A 14,389-nucleotide genomic window follows, 5' to 3' on the forward strand; every position below is an offset into this window, starting at 1 on the left:
TCCCCGACGGCTCACCGTCGCGCCGCAGCAGGATGAACAGTCGTCGATAGCCGAACCGGCGGCGTTCCTGGGCAAGCCCGCGCAGGCGGTCGCGCAGGCCGCTGTCGTCGGGCCGAACGGAGCGGTAGCGGATCATGGTGCGATCCACCGCGATCACTGCACAGGCCCGACGCTCGCTCATCGCGAAGCCACTCCGCAGATGGGCGACAGCTTCCCGCTTGGCGGCGGGCCCTACCATTCTTTTCCCAGAAGATCGCGGAGCGCGGCCTCGTTGAGCATAGATTCCGCCAGCAGCTTCTTCAGCCGGGCGTTTGCTGCGCTGCCCTTCGGGTCTCATCCTCAAGCGCCTTCAGCCGCCGGGCCTCCGACACATCCAGGCCGCCGTACTTGGCCTTCCATTTGTAGAACGTGGCGCTCGAAATGCCGTGCCTGCGGCACACATCCGCCGTCGCTGCCCCGACCTCCTGCTCCTTCAGGATGCCGGTGATCTGTTCCTCGCTGAACCTGCTGCGCTTCATGTCGTCCGTCCTTTGATAGGCCGGACTCTACTTCAAACTGGAGGAGATTTCTCAAGGCAGGTCAGTCAAAATCGAGTTTCCGGAGGCGTCCAAGTTCCATAGCAGGTCAAGCCTCACGCAGTTTGCCGATGATCTCCTCAGCTGTATGTCTCTTCTTCGGCATCGAATGTCCCCTTCATGGTTCGTTGAATTATTACATTCAACCTGGAGCCATTCACGGGGGGAGGGTCATCATCCCCATCCAATGAAATCGAATAGGGCGGTCAGAACAGAATCCACCGTCGCATCATCTTCCATACAGTTATATTTATTCTCGGAAATACACCAATCCGAAAAAATCCGGTTTATATCCGTAATGCCGGAGGAAGCCAGGGCGTCGGCATCGGACAGCCAATTATAGCACGGGCTGAAGCCGCATTCGGGGTTGATGGCGGTACTGTTCCATGCGACCGCCCCTTTTCGGTAAGGTAGCCTGCTCCGCCCCAGAACCACACTGTAGATACCGATGATGTGGATATCCGTGGCGCCACCGAGCTGGACGGGGCCGCTATCCGTTGAAATGAGCACATCGGATTTTTTCATCAACGACAGCGTGCCGAAGAGGCTCAGTCGATTGACGGCGTTTAACAGTCCAGGGACCTCAAGGGTATAAGCACCACGGCCGGGAACGTCGTTGGAATTACCGATTGCAATGACCTGATGACCTTGCCGCAGTATTTTATCGCATAAGGCCGACCAATTCCCGATATCCCACGTCCGATTCAAATCTCCTTTCGCCACATGCAGCAAAATCCTTTTCTTTCCGGCAGGGACCGCCGGAAAGCCCGCCAAAATACTTTCGGATTCCATTTCCCCACGGTCGGTCTCCAGGACAATGTCCTTCATCTCCGGAGACGCGGTTAGGCCGAAGTAATCGAGATAGGCATCGATCTGATGCTTGCCTGCTATGCCAAACGCCGCAGGATTGAGGTTTGCCCGGTGCACACCCCCGCTATCCCCATACCTGTCGTAAAGGATACCCAGCTCATCATCGCCGGTAAAAACCCCGCTCAAGTATGGGCAAGACTCCGCAAGATCCTTATATTGTGGCACCGTAAGGAGATATATAGGCTTCCCGGAGATTTCCTTCAGGGCCTTTGCCGCCCCCAATGTCATCAAGACATCGCCCATTCCTCCATGGCGCTCGAGGCAGATCGCCCCCAGGTGTTCGAGCGACCTCCCGTGGTGGAATGGTTTGCGGGCTCTGAGAGTTATCCGGGTCCACTGAACAACATTCATATTGGAGCGGGCATTGTGGGCCAGATCTTCCTGGGTTAGCTTCCCGCTATTCAGGATATCCATCCAATACTGATCGAAAAACGACTCCACGTTCGTCGTTTCGAAATCCACCTCGATGTATTTTGCCAGTGGCGTCCCCGGAAGCTTCGACGCTTGCCACCGCTCAACCAGGCTAAGATTAAAGCACTGGAACATCTCGGGAGTTATCGGGCGAACGTGTGTGGGGTCGCCGAGAAAATCCGCATGTGCCGGATGAGGCACATGGATTTCGATGATGCCGTCCGGCTTGGCGATACGATAAATCTCGGAGATTATATTGAGGAAAGATATCGAGTCCCGCCCGAGATGCTCCAGAACATGTTTGAGCAGAATAATATCCGCGCAATTATCTTCGATGGGCCAGGGGGTTTTCTCCAGGTCGAACACAAGATCCGGATCGGCTGCTCCAAAAAAATCCACATTCAGCCAGCCAGGCCGATAATCGCGACCGCATCCAAGATTTATCTTCAACCCACTCTCCCCCGATGGAGCTTTCATCCGTCCCGGGGCAAGCAATAGTGGAGCACTACTTGTCCCAAGGCGGAGCGTTTTCGGTGAGCTTCCTAGCTTGACATCGCCCCACCTTCACCAGCATCAAGCCGAGATGCCCTGAGAGCCAACGATACCCTTCTCATTGACACATGAACACATAAACCGATGTGCCACGGGAATCGTCCTCCGGCCTGAAGTAGAGTCCGGCCCAGACCCGCGCCGCCCTCGCGGCCCGGGTGGCCGGCGACGGCGGCACTAGGCCGTAAACTCATAAACAGGCTTCCCTCTCGTGCCGCGCCGTGATTCAACGATTCCTCCTGGCATGGAGGGCGTTGATGGCGCGGCGACGGTACGAGTTGACGGATCACGAATGGTCGATCATTGAGCCCTTGCTGCCGAACAAGCCCCGAGGCGTGCCCCGTGTTGATGACCGTCGGGTCCTGAACGGCATCCTGTGGCGCTTCCGCACGGGTTCGCCTTGGGCCGAGGTTCCCGAGCGCTACGGCCCATCGACCACCTGCTACAACCGGTTCGTCCGTTGGCGCAAGGCGGGCGTCTGGGACCAGCTTCTGGAGGAAATCTCCAAGGCTTACGATGGTGACATCATCATGATCGACTCGACCTGTGTCCGCGTTCACCAGCACGGGGGCACGGGAAAAAAGGGGCTCTCGACAATGGCGGCATGGGACGTTCCCGTGGGGGGCTCACCAGCAAAATCCACGCGCTCGTCGATGCGGAAGGCCGTCCCGTCACCCTGCGCCTGACCGCCGGGCAGGTCCACGACAGCGTCGAGGCCGAAGCCTTGCTCGATGGAGCCTTGGGCGACGGCTCAACCCTGCTGGCCGACAAGGGCTATGACAGCAACGCCATTCGGGCCTTGGCCGAGAAGAACAAGACCTGGGCCAACATCCCGGTCAGGTCCAACCGCAAGGGCACCTTCGCCTTTTCCGCCTGGGTCTATCGCCAGCGCAATCTGGTCGAACGCTTCTTCAACAAGATCAAACACTTCCGGGGGATCGCCACCCGCTATGACAAAGACCCACGGAATTTCCTCGCCGCCGTAAAGCTCGTCGCCCTGCGCATTTGGTGCGCCGCGTAATGAGTCTACGGCCTAGCGTTTGGCAGCGGAGCGATCTCCTCATAAGGAGCCTTGTCGGCCTTCGGCTTCTCGAAGCCAATCAGCGGATTCTGACCGATATTTCGATTATCCTTGTCGCCCCGATCTTTGTTTTCCTCCTTGGCGCGATCTTCGGCGTTTTGCTGCTGAAGCTTGTCGAGTGCGGCATTTTGAACAGCAGACAGGCGAAGGGTGCCGGTTCCCCAACCGTCCTTCAGAGCGTCCCATTGCGGGCTATTTAAGGGAACGATGCCAGCACGCATGGCGCTAACCAAAAGGTCCGCATCGTTATAAAGGTTGCCCCGGATGTTCGCCATCAGGTCCGCAACTCGCTGTGCGTCCGAGGCCAGCATGTCCGAGCCATAGATGCCGCGCCAGACTGTATTGTTGGAGTTGTTGGTGAAGGGTTGCGGGTCTGTGATGCCGGCCAGGGTCGCGGTCGGATACAACAACGCGGCGAAGATTTCGTCAGCGCTGGCGTTTCCGAACTTCCGATAGGCTTGGATCATGATGTTGGCGCGGATTTGGCCTTCGCCTCGGGTCAGGCTGCTGCCATATGATCCGCTCCACAGTAAGTTATTCGGATCATTGGTGATAGCCACATCCCGGACGGTGTAACCGTCGAGCACATCTTTATAGAGTTGATTGGCGAGCGCCTGCGGATCGGTGTAGCCCTTATAGCGATTCCAGGCATTGAGCATGACATCTGCCTGAATCTGGGCGGCTGTCGCCGTGCCGCCATTGGCGGTTTTCACCGCCAGCCAGTAGCTGTTGGTGCTGTAGGAATCGGCCCAGTTGTTGGAAAGGATAGTTGCATACAACCCCTGAGCATCAAGCCCAATCAAGGGATTGTTGTTTTGGGGCGGGTTGGGATCGACATTACCACCCCCGCCATTGCCGGGGTTGCTGTTGTTTCCGCCTCCACTTCCGTTACTGGCTGAAGCGACTGACTTGAGGGTCGGAGCGCTGCCCGCCGTCAAATTCCAGACGGAGGTATCCCATCCCGCGTTGATGAAGGTGGTTGGGTTGTTTATCTGGGCGGTAGTCAGGCCGGTACCGCCACCAGAACTGGTGCTTTGGCCGGTGGTTTCAACGTTCCAAAAGCTGTTGGTGATTGCCGTATTTAGACTCCATCCGACCAACCCACCGTGTGCAGATGCATCCGTTGGCGATATTGATCCAGAGGAAAAGCTGTCACTAATTGATCCTGCATTGGCCCCCGCAAGTCCACCAATATATGGGCCACCAGTTAATGCGCCAAAAAACAAGCTATTGCTGATTGCCCCCGTATTCTGACCGGACAATCCTCCCGTATTATATGCGCCTTCTACTGTTGCCGTTGACATGCTTTCACTAATTTCTCGTGAATTTGATCCCGACAATCCGCCGACATTGTTTCCAGGGCTATATACGGTACCAGATGTGTATCCATTGCGAATTGATCCTCCATTTATTCCAGCTATACCGCCAGCCTGACCTCCTGTTGCCCTAACAGCGCCAGAGACGCCGCTATTAATTATATAGCCATCATTCTGGCCCGACAATCCGCCAACAGTAATATTTCCTGTAATGCGGGCACTGTTAAGGAATAAATTTCGAACTCCGCTATATTGACTAATGATGCTAACAAGGCCAATATAGTACCCGCTGCCATATGACATTGTCATATCAGATATGCTATGTCCAAGGCCGTCAATAAACCCATAAAAAATCTGCGGGCTTACGTTGTTACCATTGGGGACATAGCCAATCGGCCGGAATCCATCACCATTATTCCATGATGACGTCATAGACGCATCAATGTTATTCGCCAATGCATAATAGCCATTAATATAATTTCCAGTAGAATAATAACCATCAGAATTGATCGCTTGGAGCTGCTCTACTGTTCTGATCAGCGTGTAATCATTCCCACTGATCCTCAGCCCCCCCGTCCCGGTAAAGGTGACGGAACCATTACTGCCCGTCAGCACATTCCCCGTCCCGATACCCGTATTATCCGGGGTCATATTCAGTAGACCGCTGCCGCCATGGGTGACGGCGGCATTGACCTGAATGTTGCGATAGGCGCTGAGCGACAGATTGCCGCTGCCGGTCCAGCCCAGAGCCGAAGCGACGATGATATCACCGCTGCCGGAACTGGCGGTGCCGGGACCCGAGGTGCCGTTGGCGGTGGTCAGCAGCGAAACATTGGTGCCGGTATTCAGGCTGCCGCTGATGGAAGATGCCGCATCGGCATCCACAGTCAGGTCGTAGGGATCGAGCAACCATTGGCCCGCAAGACCGCGACGGGCCGAAGCGTCGATCCGGATATCCGAGCCGCACTTGGCCCGAAGCAGCGGCATCCCGACATCCCAGCGGTTACCGTGACCGCAATGCTTTCGGGCCAGATCGTAAAGCCTGCGTTCTAGACCCATGGACAGGCCGAAATAGTCAGGGTCGATCGTGAGTATCCGTCTCTCGCTGACGATCGCCCGGAAAAGCCAAGCATTCAGGGCAATCTCGACAGCCGCCCGTATGCGGCCCATCTGGCGAAATGATCGCCCCACGTTGCGGATAGAGCGCAACAAGGCAGAAAAAAATACATTCCTCATTCGCTGGCAGTGCGGCCTTGCGGCAATCACCGCCGAAGCAGAAGACCCCGATTGGGCGCCCAAGCTATCGGCCGACGAAGCCGCGCTTGCAGCCCGCTACACGCAGATCGAGCTCAACGGCGTTCCTGCATCAGGATCTAGTCGCATCAACAGGCTCAGCCAAAGAAGCATAAATGGCACTTTTTTTCTGCCCGAGAGATTGTCGGCTGCTATTCCCTGGATATACGAACCAGCGTCATCATCGTGTGCAAGTAATATTTTGATCACGTGCCGCAGGCGACTAAGCGCCACTGATTCATTCTCATTTTTCCGGAGACGTCGGGAGTTTGTCTCAAGCCAGGTCCGCAAACATGGAACAAAGAGGTTCGCAACTGCGGCGGGAGCGTGGCTTAGATCCTGAAGAAAAGTTGGGAATCCCTCTGGCCCAACAATGGCATCAAGCTCTTCCTGGAGATCGGGGCTAAGTGTCTGCTTAACCGCATCCGGATGTGCTTCCGTCAGGCTTTCAAGCCAATGGGGAATAACCATGCTCGAACGTCGACTTAGCCAATTGGGGCCGACCAAGAGCGGACAGGCAGTCAACTGGTTCGCCGCTCTATTTGGCGATCATGGAGACCTCCTGATCGACCTGAAGCATCCAGAATTTACGCCAGCCCTGCTCCTACGTCTCATTCGGCTAGCCTATCGCTACATCCGCCCAGCGGACGACATCAATCATGAAGGGGTTTTCACTCCCGGCCCCCGGGATGACGCCCAGAGCGCACGCAACACCATTCTAAGCGTCGTCTGACCTGCCTTGGAAATCTTCCTCCAGTTTGAAGTAGAGTCCGGCCCATCAGAGGACGGACGACATGAAGCGCAGCAGGTTCAGTGAAGAACAAATCATCGGCATCCTGAAGGAGCAGGAGGCCGGGGCGGGGACGGCGGATGTGTGCCGCCGGCACGGCATTTCGAGCGCCACTTTCTACAAATGGAAGGCCAAGTATGGCGGCCTGGAGGTGTCGGAGGCGCGGCGGCTGAAGGCGCTTGAGGATGAGACCCGAAGGGCAGCGCAGCAAACGCCCGGCTGAAGAAGCTGCTGGCGGAATCCATGCTGAACGAGGCCGCGCTCCGCGATCTTCTGGGAAAAAAATGGTAGGGCCCGCCGCCAAGCGGGAAGCTGTCGCCCATCTGCGGAATGCTTTCGAGATGAGCGAGCGTCGGGCCTGCTCGGTCATCGCAGCGGATCGCACCATGATCCGCTACCGCTCGATCCGGCCGGACGACAGTGCCTTGCGCGACCGCCTGCGCGGGCTTGCCCAGGAGCGTCGCCGGTTCGGCTATCGACGGCTGTTCATCCTGCTGCGGCGCGACGGGGAGTCGTCAGGGATCACCCGCATCTACCGGCTTTACCGCGAGGAAGGGCTGGCGGTGCGCAAGCGCCGCACTCGGCGCAAGGCCATCGGCACCCGCGCGCCGATCCTGGTGGAGGCCAAGCCCAACGCCCGCTGGTCGCTGGATTTCGTCCATGACCAGTTGGACAACGGGCGGCGCTTCCGCGTGCTCAACATCGTCGACGACGTGACGCGGGAGTGCCTGGCTTCGGTGCCCGACACCTCGATCTCGGGCGTACGGGTGGTCCGCGAGCTGACGGCGCTGGTGGCCCGGTGCGGCAAGCCGGAGATGATCGTGTCCGACAACGGCACCGAGTTGACCAGCAACGCCGTGCTGAAATGGGCGCAGGACCACTGCATGCAATGGCACTACATCGCCCCCGGCAGGCCCATGCAGAACGGATTCGTCGAGAGCTTCAACGGCCGCATGCGCGACGAACTGCTCAACGAAACGGTGTTCACCAGCATGGCCCAGGCCCGCGCCGTCATCGCCACCTGGGTCGCCGACTACAACACGACCAGGCCGCACTCGGCCCTGGGCTACCAGACACCGGCGGCCCACGCTGCCAAACTCAAAGCAATGGGGCCGGCCTCTCCGCCCCTCCGGGGCTCCGAGCCCGGCCCCATTGCTCAGACCGCGCCACACGGCGTAACTTCGCCCAAGGCTCTACTTACGGCCGGATGAAACTTCCAAGGCAGGTCACTCCCCTCAGCTTTATCCTGTCATAGGACGGGGTGTGCTCAAAATTCGGCGAGGTCACAGATGCTCGGATCTGCTCGTCGGTCATCACCTTTCGGACCTGGGCATCGTGCGGATGCGTTTCTCCCCTATGGATCGCCTGAGCGATTTCCCAGTGTTCGCGCTGATAAACGGACGCCGGGGTGGTCTCCCTGAGGATGTCATGAAAGACGTCATGATAGGTGCGGAGGATATAGAACCCGTCCTCCCCATTTCGATTGAATGCATGCCAGAACTCGCTGGCCGGCCGGTCCTGCCCGATGATGCTCGCGCCGGCAATGAATATCTTCTGGTAGTTCTCAAACCGGCGCGTCATGCCGGCCGAGAAACTCGACATGCTCATTTCCTCCAGAAAGACCGACTCGGCACTGACCAGTTCAGCCGGAATCGTCCACCATTTGATCTGAGTCCGTCTCCCCAGGCGCGGATCAGACAGCGTTCCTCGGACAGCATGGATCAGGACGTCATACTGGAACAGGCCATCCTCCACGTATCGAGTCTGAAAGTCCTCGCTTATGCTGTAGAAAAACGAGTTCTCATGCATGTGTAGGCGGTCAAGATAGGGAGAGTGTGACCAAGCATAGATGAAATGAGGCAGATCAAGGCGTGCCATGGCTGTCTTCGTCGCTGTCCGGATGTCATCCAGATCGGAAAGCGCGAGGATCTCTTCCTCGAATTCCCTGACGCATTTCTTCATGCGGAACATCTGGAGACCTGCATGCCGATGAACCTATCGGCAGGATATCACGGCTCTCGGCCATGTCATGCATCGCCCCTACGCCAATCTACGCCAATACCCCTTCCATTTCTGAAGTGTCCGCCGCTGGGTTGTTCCTGCTGAAAGCACGGCGGTAGGTTGGCGGCAGAACCACCTTGCCGGGGCGAACGACCCCAGCGAAGGATTGCGGACCCCACCGATGCACAATGCTCTGTCTCCCGACCGCATGACCGCCGCCGAGCGCCTGGACGAGGTCGCCGACATCCTGGCCGTCGGCCTGATCCGGCTGAAGGCGCGGAAGTCCAGTCGTCTATCTGCTGACCGCGGAGAGAGTTCCGTCGACTTCACGGCCCGCCAGAGCGGTCATGTCCCCGTCAACCGACGGAGGAAATCATGACCGAGGAACCCCTGCTGGCCCGCCTTGCCGCCCTGAAGACCGCACCAATCCCGGACCTGAAGTCGCTGTGGCGCGACCTGTTCGAGGTCGAGGCACCGCCCTACAACCGCACTTTCCTGGAAAGCCGGCTGGCTTACCGCCTTCAGGAACTGGCCTATGGCGGGCTGGCGGTCACCACCATCGCCCGCCTCGAAAACATGGCCGAGGATTTCGACACCACCAAGGGCCGCCGCAAGAAGGAACTGGACCGGCCCATCGCCGGCACAAGGCTGGTGCGGGAATGGAAGGGCGTCGAGCATTGCGTCACCGTCCGCGAGGATGGCTTCGAATACCAGGGCCGCCCCTACCAGTCGCTGTCGGCGGTGGCCCGCGCCATCACCGGCACCCGTTGGAACGGCTTGGCCTTCTTCGGCCTCAAGAACTGGAGGAAGGGGGCATGAAGACCGCCGCGCCCAAGCCGATCCGCAAGCTGCGCTGCGCCGTCTACACCCGCAAGTCCACCGAGGAGGGGTTGGAGATGGAGTTCAACAGCCTCGATGCCCAGCGGGAATCCTGCGAAGCCTACGTCGCCAGCCAGAAGGCGGAAGGCTGGGTGCTGGTGCCAACCCATTACGACGACGGCGGCTTCTCCGGTGGCACCCTGGAACGCCCCGGCCTGAGGCGTCTGCTGGCCGACATCGAGGCCGGGCTGGTCGACGTGGTGGTGGTCTACAAGATCGACCGCCTGTCGCGTTCGCTGATGGATTTTTCCAAGCTGGTCGAGGTGTTCGACCGCAACGACGTCACCTTCGTCAGCATCACCCAGTCGTTCAATACCACCACGTCGATGGGCCGCCTGACGCTCAACATCCTGCTGTCCTTCGCTCAGTTCGAACGCGAGGTGATTGGCGAGCGGGTGCGCGACAAGGTCGCCGCCTCACGGCGCAAGGGAATCTGGATGGGCGGGCCGCTGCCCTTCGGCTACCGCTGCGCCGACCGCAAGCTGCTGGTGGTGGAGGAAGAAGCCGCCATCGTCCGCATGATCTTCGAACGTTTCGTCCGCCTCGGCTCCGCCACCATGCTGGTGCGGGAACTGGCCACCGAGGGCGTCACCCGCCGCGGCAAGAAACTGGACAAGGGCGGCCTCTACAAGATGCTGGCCAATCCGCTCTATATCGGCAAGGCGGTCCACAAGGGCGTGGCCTACGACGGCGAACACCAGCCCATTATTGATCAGGCCCTATGGGACAAGGTCCGCTCCATCACCGAGGTTTCCCCCCGTGTCCGCGCCAACCGCACGCGGGTGCAGACGCCGGCCCTGCTGAAGGGGCTGATCTTCGCCCCCGGCGGCCGCGCCATGACTCCCAGCCACACCCGCAAGAAGGGGCGGCTGTACCGCTATTACGTCACCACCAGCATCATCAAGGAAGGCCCCGAGGCCTGTCCGGTCGGTCGCGTCCCCGCCGCCCAGGTCGAGAACGCGGTGATCGATCAGTTGCGCTCGCTGCTGCGCACCCCGGAGATGGTGGCCCGCACCTGGAAAAGCGTCCGCGCCGAGGGCGAGGCCATGACGGAGAAGGACGTCGCCGCCGCCCTGGGCCAGCTTGATCCCCTCTGGGACGAACTGTTCCCCGCCGAGCAGGCCCGCATCCTCCAGCTTCTGGTCCAGCGCGTCGATATCTCCACCGACGGCGTCCGCATCGCGCTGCGCACCGAGGGGCTGGCCCAGCTTGCCGGCGAACTGAAACCCGCCAAGGGGCGGAGGGCCGCGGCATGACCACCGTGTTCGTCCCCATGACCTTCCGCCGCATCGGCGGACGCAAGCGCATCGTCCTGCCCGATGGCAGCCTGTATAATCCCGAGACACGGGTGCCGGTCGACAGCCCCATCGTTCGGTCGCTTGCACGAGCCTTCCGATGGCGGCGCCTGCTGGAATCCGGGCACCATGCCTCCATCAACGAACTGGCCAAGGCCGAATGTGTCGACCGTGCCTTCGCCAGCCGCGTCCTCCGCCTGACCCTGCTGGCCCCCGACATCGTCGAGGCCATTCTCGCCGGACGGCAGCCCGAGAAGCTCACCGTACGGGCTTTGCTGGAGCCGTTTCCGGCGGAGTGGGCGGAGCAGCGGCGGGTGTTGGGTCTGGGTGGATGAATGCTTTACCGCCAGACCTGGACGCCCGCCATGCCGGTGGCCACGCTTCAGCCCGACGCCTGCCGTGCTGCAGACCACAGAGCGCCGATATTGCAGCGATGATCGCCCGTTGATATTGTTGGGCATCGGCTGACCGGCCGTGCCGTCCACACTTGGCGAAGCCTTCGGGGCAAGGGTCTTTATCTCCTGGCATTCTCTTTTCGAGCGCCCAGGGCCAAGTGGACACGTCTTTCTCCGGCGCGAGAAGGAGGATGGCATGCGTTATCACTTCCCGAATCTGACCCGTCCGAAGAAGGCCGCGAAGCGCCTTTCTGCGGCTTTTCCTGAACTGCAATTAGCCCGCATTCAGCGGGCCATTGCTGTGGCCTGCGGCTACCGCGACTGGCACGAGCTTGAAATCAGCCACGCCGCCGCCGAGCCGAGCGTACTGGACGAACTCCTGACAGAGGCCGCCTTCCGGGAACGGGCCGTCGCCATGTCGCGCAGCTTGGCAGCGGCGTTGAACGTCCAAGACGGCGACGTGCAGGCCACCTTGCCCGACATGAGGCTGAGCGGGAATCGTGCGTTCACCCGCGAAGACCACGAAGCCATCCGGACGGCTTGTTGGCGGGCTGGGCCAATTCCCTGGCAGGCAGGTCGCCATCCTGGAGCGATCTTCCGCATCAAGAGCGCGGGTTTTTCCAAAACCGAGGCCCGTTGGTGGCGCAAATCCAGTGGCGGCGTAGGTTTCATCGACCACTCGACTTCCAATGGCGTATGCGCCACGTTCGAAGCGGTCGTCCCCCGTACCCGGATGGAAGACTTCGTGCCCCGGCGCTTTTGGCTACCGTATGGCTGGATGGAGAAGAAGGATGGCAGCCGGGTGCTGTTTTCCCGCGACTATCTCCCTCTCTGGCGAATCACCGACGGCAAGGTGGAGAGGCTCAAGCCAACATCAGATGTGTCGGCGTTCCGAGAACGGCATTGGTTCCGGGAAGGGGATGGGCCGTGGTCCTATGGCCCGGCCAGAGAGGCCGCCGAGCGGATGCTCGCGGACTACGGCGTCACGGCGCTTCCGCGGCTGGCCGACGTTCTACCGATACTGATCCAGGATGAGTACATCGACGTCAAAGGTGCCGCCAGGGTTCTGGATGGCGTGCGGGAACTGACATAGGTCTGGGGCAACGGGGGAGAGGTCGGTCACGGCCTTTCCCGACCGCCCACGACCGCCGTCAGCCACTGCGACAGGTCGAAAACGGGGATGGCAGAGTCCATCAAACCCAGGCGGATATCGGCGTATCGTCGGCTGGTCCGGTCGCAGGCGAGCATCGACCAGCGGGTTCGGTCATCTTGGTCGGGGCAAGCTGGCGACCAGACAACCCCGACGTTCTCTGTGCCTCGGACGCCGATCTCTCCCAGCTTCGATGCCAGCTTCCAGGCGCCGTCGTCCGTGGGCAGCAGGGCGATCCAATAGTCCTCGGTCAGCACCTTCAACGCCGCCAGGTCGAGGACCAGCGGGGTGATCCTGGCCGGGATCGGTGACCGGTCCAGGAAGGAATAGTGGTGCAGCCAGGCGATCCTCCTGGCCGTGCCGCAGTTGCGAGCGATCAGCCTGCCGCTCCAACTTTCTTCGTACAGGTTGAAGCGCCCTTCCCGGACACAGCCAGACTCCGCCCAGACCCGTTGCCGGATCATGGCGATGTTGTCGGCGCTCGGTTCCAGCTTGCTGATCGAATCAGAAGTCGGCCACAGGCGCGACAGATTGCCGATGAACCGGCCCTTGGAAGCCGCCAGGCCCGTGATCTCGCGGAACCCCACTTCAGTGTCTCGCTCGGAGCCCTTGGTCATCAGCCCGGCCAGTGCCCCCTCGACGGCACCTGAGCGGTCCAAGACTCCGCCTTGAAGGTGATGGAGGATCTCGTAGGAGGTGGTCAGGTCCGGATCTTCGATGAACCGCCATTTGGTCGGCCCTTCGACAGCCCAAACGGCTTGCCTGATCGCCCTCGGCGAGGCTAGGCCGTAAACTCATAAACAGGCTTCCCCTTCGTCGCGCGTCGTGATTCAACGATTCCCTCTGGCACGGAGGGCATTGATGGCACGGCGGCGGTACGAGTTGACGGATCACGAATGGTCGATCATCGAGCCCTTGCTTCCGAACAAGCCTCGCGGCGTGCCTCGGGTTGATGACCGTCGGGTCCTGAACGGTATCCTGTGGCGGTTCCGCACGGGCTCGCCTTGGGCGGAAGTTCCCGAGCGCTACGGCCCATCGACCACCTGCTACAACCGGTTCGTCCGCTGGCGCAAGGCGGGCGTCTGGGACCGGCTTCTGGAGGAAATCTCCAAGGCTTACGATGGCGACATCATCATGATCGACTCGACCTGTGTCCGCGTTCACCAACACGGGGCCACGGGAAAAAAGGGGCTCTCGACGATGGCAGCATGGGACGTTCCCGTGGGGGGCTCACCAGCAAAATCCACGCGCTCGTCGATGCGGAAGGCCGTCCCGTCACCCTGCGCCTGACCGCCGGGCAGGTCCACGACAGCGTCGAGGCCGAAGCCTTGCTCGATGGAGCCTTGGGCGACGGCTCAACCCTGCTGGCCGACAAGGGCTATGACAGCAACGCCATTCGGGCCTTGGCCGAGAAGAACAAGACCTGGGCCAACATCCCGGTCAGGTCCAACCGCAAGGGCACCTTCGCCTTTTCCGCCTGGGTCTATCGCCAGCGCAATCTGGTCGAACGCTTCTTCAACAAGATCAAACACTTCCGGGGGATCGCCACCCGCTATGACAAAGACCCACGGAATTTCCTCGCCGCCGTAAAGCTCGTCGCCCTGCGCATTTGGTGCGCCGCGTAATGAGTCTACGGCCTAGCCACCTGAACACCACAGAGGCCGCCCGCGCGGTCGGATGTACCGCGCGCTATGTCCGAATGGTACGCAACCAATAACCGTGCACACGAAATCTCTTCGTTTGCACACAGAGCGTCAGAGCCCCCCGAGAGCCAGAGCGCTACA

The 14,389-nt window shown here is 60.2% G+C and carries 11 protein-coding genes and 4 pseudogenes; 9 read left to right on the forward strand and 6 right to left on the reverse strand.

Annotated elements, in window-relative coordinates; genetic code table 11:
* Window positions 1-518: pseudogene (locus CP958_RS01110) on the reverse strand (transposase); the annotation flags it as partial.
* A gap of 231 nt (window positions 519-749) precedes the next feature.
* Window positions 750-2,306, reverse strand: a complete 1,557-nt coding sequence (locus CP958_RS01115; RefSeq protein ID WP_170958785.1) for a glycosyltransferase family 9 protein — start codon at window positions 2,304-2,306, stop codon at window positions 750-752.
* A 356-nt stretch (window positions 2,307-2,662) separates the two neighbouring features.
* Here CP958_RS01115 and CP958_RS01120 point away from each other — a divergent pair.
* Window positions 2,663-3,426: pseudogene (locus CP958_RS01120) on the forward strand (IS5 family transposase).
* 5 nt (window positions 3,427-3,431) lie between these two features.
* On the opposite strand, the gene CP958_RS01125 reads toward CP958_RS01120, so the two are convergent.
* On the reverse strand, window positions 3,432-6,101 hold the full coding sequence (locus CP958_RS01125) for a replication initiator protein A (RefSeq protein WP_141400373.1): 2,670 nt from the start codon (window positions 6,099-6,101) through the stop codon (window positions 3,432-3,434).
* Between the two features lie 33 nt (window positions 6,102-6,134).
* On the reverse strand, window positions 6,135-6,566 hold the full coding sequence (locus CP958_RS25685) for a hypothetical protein (protein WP_141400374.1): 432 nt from the start codon (window positions 6,564-6,566) through the stop codon (window positions 6,135-6,137).
* On the opposite strand from CP958_RS25685, the gene CP958_RS01130 reads away from it, so the two are divergent.
* On the forward strand, window positions 6,565-6,828 hold the full coding sequence (locus CP958_RS01130) for a hypothetical protein (RefSeq protein WP_141400375.1): 264 nt from the start codon (window positions 6,565-6,567) through the stop codon (window positions 6,826-6,828). The two genes, CP958_RS25685 and CP958_RS01130, sit on opposite strands and share 2 nt — an antisense overlap.
* 61 nt (window positions 6,829-6,889) lie before the next feature.
* A pseudogene (locus CP958_RS01135) lies at window positions 6,890-8,096 on the forward strand (IS3 family transposase).
* Here the strand turns inward: CP958_RS01135 and CP958_RS01140 are convergent.
* Complete coding sequence (locus CP958_RS01140; protein WP_096700189.1) at window positions 8,083-8,856, reverse strand: hypothetical protein; 774 nt, start codon at window positions 8,854-8,856, stop codon at window positions 8,083-8,085. The pseudogene CP958_RS01135 and the gene CP958_RS01140 overlap by 14 nt on opposite strands.
* Window positions 8,857-9,067: 211 nt before the next feature.
* Here CP958_RS01140 and CP958_RS01145 point away from each other — a divergent pair, with 211 nt between their 5' ends.
* The 5 genes from CP958_RS01145 to CP958_RS01165 all read left to right on the forward strand — a co-directional run bounded on the left by CP958_RS01145 (window position 9,068) and on the right by CP958_RS01165 (window position 12,548).
* Window positions 9,068-9,265 (forward strand): hypothetical protein, encoded by a 198-nt coding sequence (locus tag CP958_RS01145; protein WP_096700190.1) that lies wholly within the window; start codon window positions 9,068-9,070, stop codon window positions 9,263-9,265.
* Window positions 9,262-9,705: a DUF2924 domain-containing protein gene (locus CP958_RS01150; RefSeq protein WP_096700191.1), complete on the forward strand. Its 444-nt coding sequence runs from the start codon at window positions 9,262-9,264 to the stop codon at window positions 9,703-9,705. The genes CP958_RS01145 and CP958_RS01150 overlap by 4 nt, the downstream gene beginning before the upstream one ends.
* Window positions 9,702-11,021 carry a recombinase family protein gene (locus CP958_RS01155; protein ID WP_096700192.1) on the forward strand — a complete coding sequence of 440 codons (1,320 nt, stop codon included), beginning with the start codon at window positions 9,702-9,704 and terminating at the stop codon, window positions 11,019-11,021. The genes CP958_RS01150 and CP958_RS01155 overlap by 4 nt, the downstream gene beginning before the upstream one ends.
* A complete protein-coding gene (locus CP958_RS01160; RefSeq protein ID WP_096700193.1) occupies window positions 11,018-11,395 on the forward strand; it encodes a hypothetical protein in 378 nt (125 codons plus the stop codon). The genes CP958_RS01155 and CP958_RS01160 overlap by 4 nt, the downstream gene beginning before the upstream one ends.
* A 256-nt stretch (window positions 11,396-11,651) precedes the next feature.
* On the forward strand, window positions 11,652-12,548 hold the full coding sequence (locus CP958_RS01165) for a hypothetical protein (RefSeq protein WP_096700194.1): 897 nt from the start codon (window positions 11,652-11,654) through the stop codon (window positions 12,546-12,548).
* Between the two features lie 26 nt (window positions 12,549-12,574).
* On the opposite strand, the gene CP958_RS01170 is transcribed toward CP958_RS01165, so the two are convergent.
* Window positions 12,575-13,222, reverse strand: coding sequence for a hypothetical protein (locus CP958_RS01170; RefSeq protein WP_141400376.1), 648 nt, complete (start codon window positions 13,220-13,222; stop codon window positions 12,575-12,577).
* A 244-nt stretch (window positions 13,223-13,466) separates the two neighbouring features.
* Here CP958_RS01170 and CP958_RS01175 point away from each other — a divergent pair.
* A pseudogene (locus tag CP958_RS01175) lies at window positions 13,467-14,230 on the forward strand (IS5 family transposase).
* The last annotated feature ends 159 nt before the right edge of the window (window positions 14,231-14,389 follow it).

Origin of the sequence: Magnetospirillum sp. 15-1, from assembly GCF_900184795.1 — a bacterium.
Lineage (GTDB): Bacteria > Pseudomonadota > Alphaproteobacteria > Rhodospirillales > Magnetospirillaceae > Phaeospirillum.